At 75.3% G+C, this 13,617-nt stretch carries 13 protein-coding genes and 1 tRNA gene; 8 read left to right on the forward strand and 6 right to left on the reverse strand.

The window, feature by feature from the left end; genetic code table 11:
• Positions 1-96 precede the first annotated feature (96 nt).
• Positions 97-582, forward strand: coding sequence for a CarD family transcriptional regulator (locus ASG49_RS10250; RefSeq protein WP_056541086.1), 486 nt, complete (start codon positions 97-99; stop codon positions 580-582).
• Positions 583-673: 91 nt separating this feature from the next.
• Positions 674-1,264, forward strand: coding sequence for a 2-C-methyl-D-erythritol 4-phosphate cytidylyltransferase (locus tag ASG49_RS10255; RefSeq protein WP_056541089.1), 591 nt, complete (start codon positions 674-676; stop codon positions 1,262-1,264).
• 5 nt (positions 1,265-1,269) lie between these two features.
• On the opposite strand, the gene ASG49_RS10260 is transcribed toward ASG49_RS10255, so the two are convergent.
• The 4 genes from ASG49_RS10260 to ispF are packed head-to-tail and all read right to left on the reverse strand — an operon-like array spanning position 1,270 to position 3,999.
• A complete protein-coding gene (locus tag ASG49_RS10260; protein WP_056541093.1) occupies positions 1,270-1,971 on the reverse strand; it encodes a 2-C-methyl-D-erythritol 4-phosphate cytidylyltransferase in 702 nt (233 codons plus the stop codon).
• Complete coding sequence (locus tag ASG49_RS10265; protein WP_056541096.1) at positions 1,968-2,900, reverse strand: alpha/beta fold hydrolase; 933 nt, start codon at positions 2,898-2,900, stop codon at positions 1,968-1,970. The genes ASG49_RS10260 and ASG49_RS10265 overlap by 4 nt, the downstream gene beginning before the upstream one ends.
• 27 nt (positions 2,901-2,927) lie before the next feature.
• Positions 2,928-3,479: a YqgE/AlgH family protein gene (locus ASG49_RS10270; protein WP_056541099.1), complete on the reverse strand. Its 552-nt coding sequence runs from the start codon at positions 3,477-3,479 to the stop codon at positions 2,928-2,930.
• Positions 3,480-3,510: 31 nt separating this feature from the next.
• Positions 3,511-3,999, reverse strand: a complete 489-nt coding sequence (ispF, locus tag ASG49_RS10275; protein WP_255355121.1) for a 2-C-methyl-D-erythritol 2,4-cyclodiphosphate synthase — start codon at positions 3,997-3,999, stop codon at positions 3,511-3,513.
• Positions 4,000-4,049: 50 nt separating this feature from the next.
• Here ispF and ASG49_RS10280 point away from each other — a divergent pair, with 50 nt between their 5' ends.
• Entirely contained in the window at positions 4,050-5,624 is a 1,575-nt protein-coding gene (locus tag ASG49_RS10280; RefSeq protein WP_082534011.1) for a molybdopterin-dependent oxidoreductase, read from the forward strand.
• A 3-nt stretch (positions 5,625-5,627) separates the two neighbouring features.
• Here the strand turns inward: ASG49_RS10280 and ASG49_RS10285 are convergent, their stop codons facing one another.
• Positions 5,628-6,950 (reverse strand): C39 family peptidase, encoded by a 1,323-nt coding sequence (locus ASG49_RS10285; RefSeq protein WP_056541102.1) that lies wholly within the window; start codon positions 6,948-6,950, stop codon positions 5,628-5,630.
• 126 nt (positions 6,951-7,076) lie between these two features.
• On the opposite strand from ASG49_RS10285, the gene cysS reads away from it, so the two are divergent.
• The 5 genes from cysS (at position 7,077) to ASG49_RS10310 (ending at position 11,842) form a co-directional block, all read left to right on the forward strand.
• Positions 7,077-8,465, forward strand: coding sequence for a cysteine--tRNA ligase (cysS, locus tag ASG49_RS10290; RefSeq protein ID WP_056541106.1), 1,389 nt, complete (start codon positions 7,077-7,079; stop codon positions 8,463-8,465).
• Positions 8,465-9,421 carry a 23S rRNA (guanosine(2251)-2'-O)-methyltransferase RlmB gene (rlmB, locus tag ASG49_RS10295; protein WP_056541110.1) on the forward strand — a complete coding sequence of 319 codons (957 nt, stop codon included), beginning with the start codon at positions 8,465-8,467 and terminating at the stop codon, positions 9,419-9,421. The genes cysS and rlmB overlap by 1 nt, the downstream gene beginning before the upstream one ends.
• A 2-nt stretch (positions 9,422-9,423) precedes the next feature.
• On the forward strand, positions 9,424-10,950 hold the full coding sequence (locus tag ASG49_RS10300; protein ID WP_235562015.1) for a metallophosphoesterase: 1,527 nt from the start codon (positions 9,424-9,426) through the stop codon (positions 10,948-10,950).
• Between the two features lie 34 nt (positions 10,951-10,984).
• The gene (locus ASG49_RS10305; RefSeq protein WP_235562016.1) at positions 10,985-11,719 is read left to right on the forward strand and encodes a class E sortase; all 735 of its coding nucleotides are present in this window, start codon (positions 10,985-10,987) and stop codon (positions 11,717-11,719) included.
• 50 nt (positions 11,720-11,769) lie between these two features.
• Positions 11,770-11,842, forward strand: a tRNA-Thr gene (locus tag ASG49_RS10310).
• A gap of 138 nt (positions 11,843-11,980) precedes the next feature.
• Here the strand turns inward: ASG49_RS10310 and ASG49_RS10315 are convergent.
• Entirely contained in the window at positions 11,981-13,441 is a 1,461-nt protein-coding gene (locus ASG49_RS10315; protein WP_056541113.1) for a YdiU family protein, read from the reverse strand.
• Positions 13,442-13,617: the final 176 nt, after the last annotated feature.

Below are 13,617 nucleotides of genomic sequence, written 5' to 3' on the forward strand. Positions count from 1 at the left end.
GTCAAGCCCTGAAAGCGGCCCTGACCTGCACAAACGCAGGAAAGGGGACCCCGGCAACCGTGTTAGACTGGTCACCTCGAAAGGGGAACACAACATATGACTTTCACTGTCGGCGAAACGGTCGTCTACCCCAACCACGGGGCGGCTGTCATCGAGAACATCGAGATGCGCACCATCAAGGGCGAGGAGAAGCAGTACCTCGTGCTGCGCATCGTGGCCCAGCAGGACCTGGTCGTCCGCGTCCCCGCCTGCAACCTCGACCTGGTCGGCGTGCGCGACGTGGTCGACAAGGCCGGTCTCGACCGCGTGTTCGAGGTGCTCCGGGCCGTGGTGCCCGACGAGCCGACCAACTGGTCGCGTCGCTACAAGGCCAATCTGGAGAAGCTCCACTCCGGCGACGTCATGAAGGTGGCCGAGGTCGTCCGCGACCTGTGGCGCCGCGAGCGCGACCGGGGCCTGTCGGCCGGCGAGAAGCGGATGCTCGCCAAGGCCCGCCAGATCCTCGTGTCCGAGCTGGCGCTCGCCGAGCACACCAACGAGGACAAGGCCGAGACGATCCTCGACGAGGTGCTGGCCTCCTAGGCCCAGCCCCACCGTCACCACGACGAGCCCCCAGGACCCCCGGTCCCGGGGGCTCGTCGCGTCCCGGCCCCGGCGGCCTAGGCTCGCGGCCATGACCGACTGGCCGTACGACGACGAGCCGGACCCGCCGCTGGGGCTGGTCCCCGTCGAGGGGCGCGGCTCGCTGCCGTTCGCGCTGGTGCACGGCGAGTCCCTGCTGGCCGCGGCGTCCTGGGCGCTGACCACCGCAGGTGCGACGCTCTACGACCTGGCGGTGCCGTTCGAGCAGGTCCGCGAGCGGGGCCTCGACCTCGTCGTCCACGACCCGCTGTGCCCGCTGACCCCGGTCGAGTTCCTCCTCGAGGCCATCGCGCTGGCCCGCTCCACCGGCGCGGTGGTGGTCGGCGTGCGTCCGGTCACCGACACCGTCAAGCAGTACGACGCGCCGCCGGACGGTCGGCTCCGGCTCGGCGCGACCGTCGACCGCGACGGTCTCGTCGCCCTCGCCTCGCCCGTGGTGCTCCCGGCGGCCGTGCTGGCCGCGCTGGACGACCTCGACACCGACGACCTGGCCGGCCTCGTGGCGGGGCTGTCCCGCCGCTTCCCGGTGCGTCACCTCCCGGCGCCGGCCCTGGCCCGTCGGGTCGCCGACGAGGCCGACCTCGAGGTGCTGGCGGCCCTCAGCGCCACCCGCGGCGCGTAGGTCGCTCAGTCGCCACGGCCGGCGGCGACCAGCTCGGCGGCCAGCGCCAGGTCCTCGGGCCAGGTCACCTTGAGGTTGCCGGTGTCGCTGGGCACGCCGACGACCGTGAGCTCGGTGTAGCGCTCGAGGCAGGCGGCGGTGTCGGTGCCGACGAAGCCGTCGGCCCGCGCCTGCCGGTGGGCGGCGAGCAGGTCGGGGGCGCGGAAGGCCTGCGGCGTCTGCACGGCCACGACGTCGGGGGCGGGGCGGCCGTCACGCCCCAGGAGCGCGGGCACCCGGGTGACGGGCAGCGCGCCGCCGTGCTCCACCGCCGCCTCGACGACCGCGCGCCACAGCGCGGGCGTGGCCAGCGGCCGGGCGGCGTCGTGGATGGCGACGACGTCGAGCTCGCCGGCCTCGACGTCGGGGGCGAGCACCTGCAGCGCCCGCCACTCCGAGTCGTGGCGCGCCTCGCCGCCGTCGACGACCCAGAGGTCGTGGGGGCCCAGGTGGGGGGCGACCGCCTCGCGGACGGCCTCGGTGTCCTCGGGGCGGACGACGAGCACCACCCGGTGGACGCCCTCGACGGCCAGCACGGTGCGCACCGACCACACCAGGACGGGCACGCCGACCAGGTCGAGCAGCACCTTGTTGCGGTCGGCGCCGACGCGCGTGCCGGACCCGGCGGCCAGCAGCACGGCGGCGGTGCGCGGCGGCGGGGCGGTCACGAGGCGACGTCGCGGCTCGGGGCCGACGCGGCGGCCGCGGCGTCGCCGGGCAGCGCGTGCCCGGCGTACGGGCGGAGCAGCCCGACCAGGGTCGCGGAGACCAGCGCGTCGCGTTCCAGCGGCAGCATGTGGCCGGCGCCCGGGGCGACGGTGAGCGTCGCGCCGGGGATCCCCTCGGCCAGCACCCGGGCGTGGGCGGGCGGCGTGAGGACGTCGCGGCTGCCGACCAGCACGTGGGTGGGGATGCCGGCGAACCGCTGCAGCGCGGTGGCGCGGTCGTGGCGCAGGCAGTCCTCGTAGTAGCCGACCACGGTCGCGCCGGGGCAGCTGATCAGGCCCTCGACCGCCAGCGCGATGTCGCCGAGCCGGACCGGGGTGCCGAAGAGCAGGGTGCGCATCACCAGCCGCTCGGTGATCGGCGCCCGGCGGCGGGCGCGGCGCGAGAGCGTCATCGAGCGCAGCGCGAGCATGCGGGGGATCTGGGAGCGGACCAGCGGGCCGACGTCGGGCAGGCCGAGGGTGACGGTGTCGAGGTCGCCCGAGGAGGTGGAGACCAGCGCCACCCCGACGACGCGCTCGAGGAGGTCGGGCCGCTGCTCGGCCAGCTCGAGCAGCGCCATGCCGCCGATGGAGTGGCCGGCCAGCACGAGCGGTCCGGTGGGGGCGAGGTGGTCGACGAGGTCGCCCCAGTCGCGGGCCAGCAGCTCGATCCGGGCGCCGGCACGGGTCACGTCGGAGGAGCCGCCGTGGCCGCGGTGGTCCCAGGTGACGATCCGGATGCCGTGGCCGTGCTCGGCCAGCAGGTCGCGCACCTGGTACTGCCAGTCCTGCTGGTTGAGCGTCCAGCAGTGGGCGAGGAACACGGTCACGGGGGCGTCGTCGGGGCCGTACGTCGTGACGTCGAGCCACAGGCTGTCGCGGGTGCGCATGGTCGTCTCGGGTGTCCTCTCCGGGCCCTAGTTGAGGCTGGCGTCCTCGGGCATGGTGGCCAGCATGGCGACCGCGCCGGGCTGACGTCGCAGCACCTGCCGCCACAGCGTGTCGGGGCTGGTGCTGAACAGGTCGTGCTCCTCGGCGGGCGCCAGGTGCCAGCTGCCCTCCTCGATCTCGCGGTCGAGCTGGCCGGCGCCCCAGCCGGCGTACCCGGCGTACACGCGGACCGCCGAGACGAGGCCGACGTAGTCCTCCGCGGGGCGGTCGAGGTCGACCACCCCGATCGTGGGGGTGAGCGGCTGCCAGGCGTCGGGGCGGCGCGACCCGGAGAGCCGCGCGAGCGCCAGCGCCGCGTTGCCCTCGACGGGGCCGCCGGAGAACAGCACCTGCGGGGCGGTGGTGACGTCGGACCACGCGCTCAGCACCTCACCCACCGGGGTGGCCGAGGGGCGGTTGAGGATCACGCCCAGCGAGCCGTCGTCGTCGGAGTCGACGACCAGGACCAGCGACCGGGCGAAGCTGGGGTCCTGCAGGGTCGCCGAGGAGATCAGGAGCGATCCACGGGCGGGCTGCATGGTCCATCGTTGCACCTGCGGGCGGCCGAGGTCAGGGGGAGCGGACCAGCAGAGCGGTGGCGAACGCGGCGAGGCCCTCGCCGCGGCCGGTGAGACCGAGGCCGTCCGTGGTGGTGGCGGTCAGCGAGACGTCGAGGTCGTGGCGCTCGCGCAGCCCCTGCTCGGCCTCGGCGCGACGCGCGGAGAAGCGCGGTCGGTTGCCGACGAGCTGGCAGGCGACGTTGACGACCTCCCAGCCGGCGGCGTGGACGCGACGCAGCGCCTCGGCGAGCAGGTCGTCGCCGGGGGCACCGGACCAGCGGGGCTCGGAGGTGCCGAAGTTGCTGCCCAGGTCGCCCAGCCCGGAGGCCGAGAACAGCGCGTCGCAGATCGCGTGCAGCACCACGTCGCCGTCGGAGTGGCCCTCCGGCCCGACCTCCTCCTCGGGCCAGTGCAACCCGGCGAGGTGCATGGGGCGACCGGCGACGAGCCGGTGGACGTCGGTGCCGAGACCGGTGCGCAGGCCTGAGGGGTGGGTCACGGGGACATTGTGCTCGCGACGTGCGCCCGCCGGGGTGCGACCATGGCGGGGTGAGCACCACGACGGGCACGACGGGCACGACGGGCGCGACCACCGCGGTCGGCGCCCCGCCGCAGCCGCCGGTCTCGCGCGCCTGGCTGGCCGCGGCCGGCGCCATCGCGGGCGCCTGTGCGATCGGGCTCTCCGAGGCCACGGCCTGGGCGCTGCGGGCCGACACCTCGCCGGTCGCCGCCGTGGCCGCGGTGGTGCGTGACGCGACGCCCGGCGCGGTGGCCGAGGCCCTGATCGGCCTGGTCGGCTCGGCCGACAAGCCGCTGCTGCTCGGCGGGACCGTGGTGCTGTTCCTGGGCGTGTGCGCCTACGCCGCGAGCTGGGTACGCCGTGCCCCGTTGGTGCCCGACCTCGTCTTCCTCGCCCTGGCCGCGATCGGCCTGGCCGCGGTGATGAGCCAGCCCACCCCGGGCACCGCCGCCGCGCTGGCCCTCGTGGTCGGCGTGATGACGTGGGTGGTGACGCTGCGGCTGCTCACCGGTCCGGTGCTCGACGACCGTCCCGGCAGCGAGCGCGAGGGACGGCGGCGCTTCCTCAAGCGCGCCGGCCTGGTGCTCGGGGTCACCGCCGCGCTGACGGTGGCCGGCCGCGTCGCGGGCGGGGCCCGGCGCAGCGTCGAGCAGTCGCGCCGGCTGCTGCGGCTGCCGGTCACGCCCGGCGAGGTGCCGTCGTCGGCCGACCTGCGGGTCGACGGCGTCGCGCCATGGCGTACGCCGGACGAGGAGTTCTACCTGATCCACACCGCGCTCGCCTCGCCGGCGATCCGGCCCGAGGACTGGGCGCTGCGCATCCACGGCATGGTCGACCGCGAGGTGCGGCTGACCTACCAGGACCTCATCGACCGACGGCTGACCGAGGCGTGGGTGACGCTGTGCTGCGTCTCCAACCCGGTCGGCGGCGACCTGGTCGGCAACGCCTTCTGGTCGGGGGTGCCGATCCGCGAGGTCCTGGCCGCGGCGGGCGTGCGCGACGGCGCCGACGCGGTGCTGCAGACCTCCCAGGACGGCTGGACCTGCAGCACCCCGCTGGAGGCGCTGACCGACGACCGCAACGCCCTGCTGGCGGTGGCGATGAACGGCCGGCCGCTGCCGGTCGACCACGGCTTCCCGGTGCGGATGGTCGTGCCCGGGCTCTACGGGTATGTCTCGGCCACCAAGTGGCTGGTCGACCTCGAGGTCACCCGGTTCGACGACGTCACGGCGTTCTGGACCGAGCGCGGCTGGGGCGAGCGCGGCCCGGTCAAGACGATGTCGCGGGTGGACGTGCCCGAGGACGGTGCCGACGTCCCGGCCGGCGAGGTGGTGCTCGGCGGCGTCGCCTGGGCGCAGCACACCGGCATCGAACGGGTGCAGGTGCAGCTCGACGGCGGCCCCTGGCGCGAGGCCGACCTCGGCGGCTCGGCCAACGCCGACACCTGGGTGCAGTGGCGGCTGCGGGTCGAGGTGGACCCGGGCGAGCACCAGGTCGTCGTGCGCGCCACGGACCGCTCGGGCTACACCCAGACCGCCGCCCGCGCCGACGTCGTGCCCGACGGCGCGACCGGGTGGGACGGCCACTCCTTCACCGCGCGGTAGGGCCTACCAGGCGGGGAGCGGGTGGGCGGCGTCGTGGACGACGTAGACGGTGCCGCGGGAGCCGCCCTGCCAGACCCGCTCGAACTGCGCCCGGTCGTAGACCCGGCGGACACCTGCGTTGCTGGCCGCGGCCGGGTCGTGGACGACCACGTCACCGCGGGCCGTGAAGCCGGTGATGACGACGAGGTGGCCGTTGGTGGAGCTGATCGGGGCGCCGGTGAGCTGGCCGCGGGAGAACGAGACCGACGCGGCGAGCGGGACCCCGGAGGCGATGAAGCGCTCGGCGTCGCGCAGCGAGGAGAGCCGGGTGACGAAGGCGCTGCCGGTGCGCTGGGCGGCGTACGCCGTGTTGAAGGCCCAGTTGCCGGCCCCGCGGTAGCCGTGGTCGTAGACGGCGCGGGCGACGTGGTCGACGACGCGGTCGCGGTAGGAGGGCGAGACCCAGGCGTAGGTCTGCGCGGGCGGCAGCGCGCCGTAGTAGCCGAGGATCATCGACAGCGAGGTGGGGGAGCACCAGGCCTGTCCGCCGCCGCCGTACTGGGGGTACTCCCCGCGGTGGATCATCTGGGAGTAGCGCGGCACCGCCAGCGAGCGGGCCCCGAGCAGCGGTCGGCTGGTGGGCTGCAGGGCGCCCCGGCTGCTCGCGACGGCCTGCACCGACCGGACGGCCGGAACCGCCCGGGACCCGACGAGGCGCAGCACGACGACGCGCAGCTGGTAGCGCTGCAGGCTCACGCCCGAGGCCGCGCGAACGGTGTCGGTCGCCACCCGGGCCACGGCGTCGGACTGGGTGCCGGAGCTGGTGCGCAGGAAGGCCGCGTCGCGGGTGGAGTAGGCGCCGAGCAGCTTCCACCCGCTGGTGCGCCCGGTCGTGGAGAGCACCCGGGCCGAGACCTGCACGTGGGTGTCCGGGGGCGTGGTGGCGTCCCAGGAGGGGACCAGCTCGTCGAAGGAGTGGGCCGGGCGCGACCAGGCTGAGGTCCAGCGGCCCAGCTCCCAGCGCTTCCCGGCGTACGTCGTGCGCCCGACCGGCGAGGCGAGGCTGACCGCGCCCCCGGCGACGCGCACGCCCTCGCCGACGCCGGTCCGGAAGCCGGCGTCGGTGGTGACCTGGCGGAAGGTGTGCTGCGCCGCGGGGGCCGCCGCCAGCCGGGCCTGCGCCGCCGGCGGGGACGCGGCGGTGCCGCCCTCGGTCAGCGCGACGCCGACCAGGGCCAGTGCCAGCAAGCCCACGCCGAGGGCGCGCGCCCGCAGCGGGAGGCGACCCGGGGGTCGGCGCAGCAGCGTCGGAGCGGGGCGCGAGCGGGGGCGGGTCCGAGACGACATGCGCGGCAGCCTAGTTCCCAGGCGCCACTTGGGTGTCGTTTCGTCACATTCGTGTCGCGGGGTGGTAATGGCGCGGGGCTCCGGGCCGTGTCGGGGCGGGGGCGCCGCGGCCACTAGGATCAGCGGGTGGCACTCCGGCTCTACGACACCGCCTCCCGGGCGGTCCGCGACTTCGTCCCCCTCGTCGAGGGGCGCGTCGGCGTCTACGTGTGCGGCCTCACCGTGCAGTCCGAGCCCCACGTCGGCCACGTCCGCTCGGCGGTCAACTTCGACGTGCTGCGCCGCTGGCTCACCCGGCAGGGGTACGCCGTGAGCTTCATCCGCAACGTCACCGACATCGACGACAAGATCCTCACCAAGGCCGCCGAGCAGGACCGGCCGTGGTTCAACCTCGCCTACGACATGAAGCGCGAGCTCGACCGGGCCTACGACGCGCTGCACGTGCTGCCCCCGACCTACGAGCCGGCCGCGACGGGTCACGTCCCGGAGATGCTCGAGCTGATCGCGCTGCTGGTCGACCGCGGCCACGCCTACGCCGCCGAGGACGGGTCGGGCGACGTCTACTTCGACGTGCGGTCGTGGCCGTCGTACGGCGAGCTCACCCGCCAGTCGGTCGAGGACATGGAGGCCGCCGGCGACGCCGACCCCCGTGGCAAGCGCGACCCCCGCGACTTCGCGCTCTGGAAGGGCCGCAAGGACTCCGAGCCGCTGACCGCCTCGTGGCCCAGCCCCTGGGGTCGCGGCCGCCCGGGCTGGCACGTCGAGTGCTCGGCGATGGCCGGGAAGTACCTCGGCGAGGCCTTCGACATCCACGGCGGCGGCGTCGACCTGCGCTTCCCCCACCACGAGAACGAGCAGGCCCAGTCCCGGGCGGCCGGCCACGGGTTCGCGTCGTACTGGATGCACAACGCCTGGATCACGACCAGCGGCGAGAAGATGAGCAAGTCGCTCGGCAACTCGCTGCTCGTGCCGGCGGTGCTGGAGCGGGTCCGCGGCATCGAGCTGCGCTACTACATGGTCGCGGCGCACTACCGCTCCACCGTCGAGTTCAGCTTCGAGGCGCTGGAGGAGGCCGCCTCGGCGTTCCGCCGGGTCGAGGGCTTCCTCGACCGCGTCGACGCCGAGCCCGGGGAGCTGCCGGCGGCCTTCGTCGAGGCGATGGACGACGACCTCGGCACCCCCGCGGCGGTCGCCGTGCTGCACGACGCGGTCCGCGAGGGCAACCGGCTGCACGACGCGGGGGACGCCGACGGCGCCCGCGAGGCCGCCGGGCGGGTGCTGGCCATGCTCGACGTGCTCGGCCTCTCGCCGCGCGACCCCCACTGGGCCACCGGCTCCGGCGACGAGGGCCTGCGCGACGTCGTCGACGCCCTCGTGCGCGGGCTGCTCGACCAGCGGGCGCACGCCCGGGCCGACAAGGACTTCGCGGCGGCGGACGCCATCCGCGACCAGATCAAGGCGGCGGGCGTCGAGATCGAGGACACGGCACAGGGCCCGCGTTGGAGCGTGGGCTGATGGCTGGCAACTCGTCGCGTCGAGGCGCGATCAAGAAGACCGGCAAGGGCAACCCGACCGCCGGGTCGGGCGGCCGGGTCCGCCGGGGTCTCGAGGGCAAGGGCCCGACCCCGAAGGCCGAGGACCGGCCCTACCACAAGGCCCACAAGCAGGCCAAGCGTGCGGAGAAGTCACTCGCCGGGCGCCCGCGCAAGTCCAAGCCCGGCTCGGACCAGGAGTGGATCGCCGGTCGCAACTCGGTCGTCGAGGCGCTGCGGGCCGGCCTGCCGGTCACCGCGATCTACGTCGCCGAGGGCGCCGAGCGCGACGGTCGGCTCCGCGAGGTGTTCGGCGAGGCGGCCGAGAAGGGCCTCTCGCTGCTCGAGGTGCCCCGGGTCGAGCTCGACCGGATGACCCACGGCGCGGTCCACCAGGGCCTCGCCGCCCGCGTGCCCCCCTACGAGTACGCCGACCCGATGGACCTGCTCGACCTGGCCGCCGCCAACCGCGAGCCCGCGCTCGTGGTGGCACTCGACTCGGTGACCGACCCCCGCAACCTCGGCGCCGTGGTGCGCTCGGCGGCGGGCTTCGGCGCCCACGGCGTGGTCGTGCCCGAGCGGCGCGCCGCCGGCATGACCGCCAGCGCCTGGAAGACCTCGGCCGGGGCCGCGGCCCGTGTGCCGGTCGCCCAGGTCGTCAACCTGACCCGGCAGCTCAAGGCCTACCAGGACGCCGGCTGCACGGTCGTCGGCCTGGCCGCCGACGGCGACGTCGCGCTGCCCGACCTCGAGGTCGACGGCCCGCTGGTGATCGTGGTCGGCTCCGAGGGCAAGGGCCTCTCGCGGCTGGTCGCGGAGACCTGCGACCAGCTCGTGTCGATCCCGATGGCCAGCTCGCTGGAGTCGCTCAACGCGGGCGTCGCGGCCAGCGTCGCGCTGTACGCCGTGGCGCAGCGCCGGGCGGCCCCCGGCGCCTAGCGGTGGCGCGCAGGCTGGTCGGGGCGCTGCTCGCGCTCCTGGCCTGGGCGGCGGTGGCGGTCCCGGTCGCGGCGTGGTCGTTCACCCACGGCTCGACCGAGACCGTGGTGGCCAGCCACGACGCGCAGGTCCGTCCCACCCTCGACGGGCGGGTGCACCTCGACCTCGGCCCCTACCTGCCCGACCTGCGGTTCCCGGCGGCCGGCACCGTCGGCGTCGACGTCGAGGTCGGCAAGACCACGGCCTCGACCACGACCGAGCTGGCGCAGCGGTACGCCGCGATCGCCGCCCGGCCGGAGGCCGAGCAGCGCCGGGTCACCGAGGTGCTGACCGCCCTCGCCCGGCGGGCCGCCGTGACCGGTGCGCTGGCCGGGCTGGTGCTGCCGCTGCTGTGGTGGCTGGTCGGGTCCACCCGTCGGGGCGAGCTGGTGCGGCGGGTCCGCGGGGCCGCTCGGAGGCGGCGGGGGCTGCTGGTCATCGGGGTGGCGCTGGCCGTGCTCGTGGGCGGGGTGCTGGCCGTCGTACGGCCGGGGGAGCGGGAGCCCGACCGGGTCCAGGACCCGACCTGGCTGCCGCTGCAGGCGGCGTACCCCGACGTCCCGGTGCCGCCGGAGCTCTCCGAGTGGCAGGTGCAGGGCGGGCTGTTCACGAGCGGCACCCGCCGGCTCCTGGCCAGCGCGCTCGACACCTACGACAAGAGCACGGTCTTCTACGACGACCTCGTCGACCGCGTGCCGGAGGTGGCCGACCAGCTGCGCACCCCGGCCGAGGACGAGACCGTCGCGGTGCTGGTCAGCGACCGCCACGACAACATCGGCATGGACCAGGTGGTGCGGGCGGTCGGCGACGCCGCCGGCGCCACCGTCGTGCTCGACGCCGGCGACGACACCTCGACCGGCCAGACCTGGGAGGCGTTCAGCCTCGACTCGCTCGACGCCGCCTTCGAGGGGTACGACGCCCGGGTCGCCATCGCCGGCAACCACGACAACGGCAGCTTCGTGGGCCGCTACCTCGCCGACCTCGGCTGGACGCGGCTGGAGGGCGAGCCGGTCGAGGAGTTCGGTGGCGTCCGGATCACCGGTGTGGACGACCCGCGCTCGAGCGGGCTCGGCAGCTGGCGCGACGAGACCGGCCTCAGCTTCCGCGAGGTCGAGCAGACCATCGCCGACGACGTCTGCGCGCTGGACGCCGAGGACCAGCGGATCGCCACGCTGCTCGTCCACGACGCCAACCTGGGCCGCACCGCGCTGGCCCGTGGGTGCACCGACCTGGTGCTCGCCGGGCACCTGCACGTGCAGGTCGGTCCCGACCGGGTGACCGGCGAGAACGGTCGGGTCGGCTACAGCTACACCAACGGCACGACCGGCGGGGCGGCGTACGCCCTGGCCATCGGGAGCAAGCTGCGGCGCGACGCGCAGCTCACGCTCGTCACCTACCGCGACGGCCGTCCCGTCGGCCTCCAGCCGGTGGGGGTGCGCACCGACGGGCGGATGCAGGCCGAGGAGTACGTCGAGCTCGACCTCGGCTGAGGTCTGCTTGGGGGACCGTGCCTACCGTGGAGAGGTGGGCAGGACTCGCGCGCTCCTCGGGACCGGCATCGGCTCGGTCCTGCTGGCGGCCTGCACGACCGACCCGCCGCCCGGCGCCGTCGAGGCCCCGGAGCCCGGCGAGCCCACCCGGACCGTCACCACCGACGACACCGGCGAGGTCACCGGCTCCGCGCCGCCGCCCTGGGTGACCCGGTCCGGCCCGTCGGCGCCGCCGACCCCCGCGGCGCCCGCCGCCGAGCCGCGGACGTCCTACGTCTCGATCCCGGCGCTGGGGCTGCGCGAGGTGCCGGTGCAGCGCTACCGCGGCCGCCCCGACGACGCCCCGGGCACCGCGATCCAGGACACGGGGGTGATGGCCTCGCCGCGCGGCCCCGGTGGCGGGGTGGGTCCGGGCGAGGTCGGCAACTTCCTCGTCACCGGCCACCGCACCTCCCACGGCGCCCCGCTCGCGCAGCTTCCCGCGCTGGCCGACGGGGCGCGCGTCGAGGTGCGCTCGGGGGACCGGGTGCTGGTCTACCGCGTCACGGCCACCCGCGAGACGTCGTTCCGCTCGCCCGCCTCGTTGCGGGCCCAGGCGGCGCCGGTGCCCGGCCGTCCCGGCGTACGCCCCACGGAGGCGATGCTGACGCTGTCGACCTGCGCGACGCCGGAGGACCACGCCGCGGGCAACTACTGGTCCGACGAGTTCGGCAACCCCGAGCACCGGATCGACAAGATCGCGGTGCTGGTGCGCGAGCGTCCGGCCTGAGCCCGCGGCCCCCTACGATGGCGTCCGCGGCGCCGTACCCCGGTCCGCGCGCCGGTGTAGCTCAGTAGGTAGAGCGCCTCACTTGTAATGAGGATGTCGCGGGTTCGACTCCTGTCACCGGCTCGGGTGGTGGTCGTGTCTGGGTCCGGTTTCCCAGGTGATGAAGGGAAACCGCCTCTCTGCACACCGCGCGTCGTGTGTGAAGAGGCGGACTGGGTTCATCACCTGGGAAACCGGACCGCGGCGACTCAGGTGGGCGGCTCAGGTGCCGCAGAAGGTCTGGTAGTCGACGTCGTCGGGTCCGGGCTCGGCGTAGCGCTCCCGGCCGGGGACGACGTCGTACGGCGCGGTGACCGCGGCCAGCAGGTCGGCCAGCGGGTCGAGGTCGCCGGCGGTGGCGGCCGCCAGCGCCTCCTCGACGAGGTGGTTGCGCGGGACCACGACCGGGTTGGTGCGGTCCATGACGTCGGCGTCGGGGCCCAGCGCCCGCCAACGCGCCAGCCACGCGTCGAGGGCGGGCAGGTCGAGCACCAGCCCGCGCAGTGGCTCGGCGTCGCCGCGGGCAGCGGCCGAGAGCAGCCGCCAGCCCGAGGTGTGGTCGACCCGGCCGGCGTGGAACAGCACGAGCAGCTCGTCGCCGAGACCGGTGACGAGGTCGTCGGGCAGGCCGTCGGGCAGGCCGAGCTTGCGGCGCAGGCCGCCGGCGCGCGCGGCGGCGTACGCCGGGGTGAACCGCTCCAGCGACGCCACGGCCAGTGCGACGCCCTGCTCCTGGTCGTCGTGCAGGAGCGGGAGCAGCGCCTCGGCGAAGCGGGCGAGGTTCCACTGCGCGAGCACCGGCTGGTTGCCGTAGGCGTAGCGACCGCCGTGGTCGATCGAGCTGTAGACGGTGGCCGGGTCGTAGGCGTCGAGGAACGCGCACGGCCCGTAGTCGATCGTCTCGCCCGAGATGGTGACGTTGTCGGTGTTCATCACGCCGTGCACGAAGCCGACGACCATCCACTGCGCGACCAGCGAGGCCTGCGCCCCGACGACCGCGTCGAACAGCGCCAGGTAGGGCTGCGGGGCGTCGGCCGCGGCGGGGTGGTGCCGCGCGATCGCGTGGTCGGCCAGCCGGCGCAGCAGGTCGAGGTCGTCGGTGGCGCGGGCGAACTGGAAGCTGCCGACCCGCAGGTGGCTGCTGGCGACCCGGGTCAGCACGGCGCCGGGCAGCACGGTCTCCCTCTGCACGGCACGCCCGGTCGCGACGACGGCCAGCGCGCGGGTGGTGGGGATGCCGAGGGCGTGCATCGCCTCGCTGACGACGTACTCCCGCAGCATCGGGCCCACGGCCGCGAGCCCGTCGCCGCCGCGGGAGAACGGGGTGCGGCCCGAGCCCTTGAGGTGCAGGTCGCGGGTGCGGCCCTCGCGGTCGGTCAGCTCGCCGAGCAGCAGCGCGCGCCCGTCGCCGAGCCGCGGGCTGTAGCCGCCGAACTGGTGGCCGGCGTAGGCCTGCGCCACCGGGTGGGCGTCGGCGGGCAGGTCGGTGCCGAGCAGCAGGCCGAGCCCCTCGGGCGTGCGCAGCGCGTCGGGGTCGAGGCCGAGGTCGGCGGCCAGCGGCTCGTTGAGCACCAGCAGCCGGGGGTCGGGCGCCGTGAGCGCCTTCCAGGTCAGCGCCAGCTCGGGCAGCTCGCGGGCGAACCGGTCGTCGAGCCGGACCGTGGCGGCGGGCGCGACACTCATGCCCCGAGCGTACGTCGGGGGCTCGACCGGCTCCCGCGATCCCTCAGACAGCGTTCAGGTGGGTCCGTCACACTGGTCGACCACCCGGGGACCACGCCCGGAACCACGAGGAGAACCGCCGCACCCGATGGAGACCGACAGTCCCCACCCCCGTGCCCCTGAAGGACCCGCCCACC

Origin of the sequence: Marmoricola sp. Leaf446, assembly GCF_001424755.1 — a bacterium.
Lineage (GTDB): Bacteria > Actinomycetota > Actinomycetes > Propionibacteriales > Nocardioidaceae > Marmoricola.

What these genes read in the sequence shown, in the direction of transcription:
- ASG49_RS10255 (WP_056541089.1), top strand. Translation starts at nt 674, where the DNA reads ATGACCGACTGGCCGTACGACGACGAGCCGGACCCGCCGCTGGGGCTG.
- ASG49_RS10270 (WP_056541099.1), bottom strand. Translation starts at nt 3,479, where the DNA reads ATGCAGCCCGCCCGTGGATCGCTCCTGATCTCCTCGGCGACCCTGCAG.
- ASG49_RS10250 (WP_056541086.1), top strand. Translation starts at nt 97, where the DNA reads ATGACTTTCACTGTCGGCGAAACGGTCGTCTACCCCAACCACGGGGCG.
- rlmB (WP_056541110.1), top strand. Translation starts at nt 8,465, where the DNA reads ATGGCTGGCAACTCGTCGCGTCGAGGCGCGATCAAGAAGACCGGCAAG.
- ASG49_RS10315 (WP_056541113.1), bottom strand. Translation starts at nt 13,441, where the DNA reads ATGAGTGTCGCGCCCGCCGCCACGGTCCGGCTCGACGACCGGTTCGCC.
- ASG49_RS10265 (WP_056541096.1), bottom strand. Translation starts at nt 2,900, where the DNA reads ATGCGCACCCGCGACAGCCTGTGGCTCGACGTCACGACGTACGGCCCC.
- ASG49_RS10285 (WP_056541102.1), bottom strand. Translation starts at nt 6,950, where the DNA reads ATGTCGTCTCGGACCCGCCCCCGCTCGCGCCCCGCTCCGACGCTGCTG.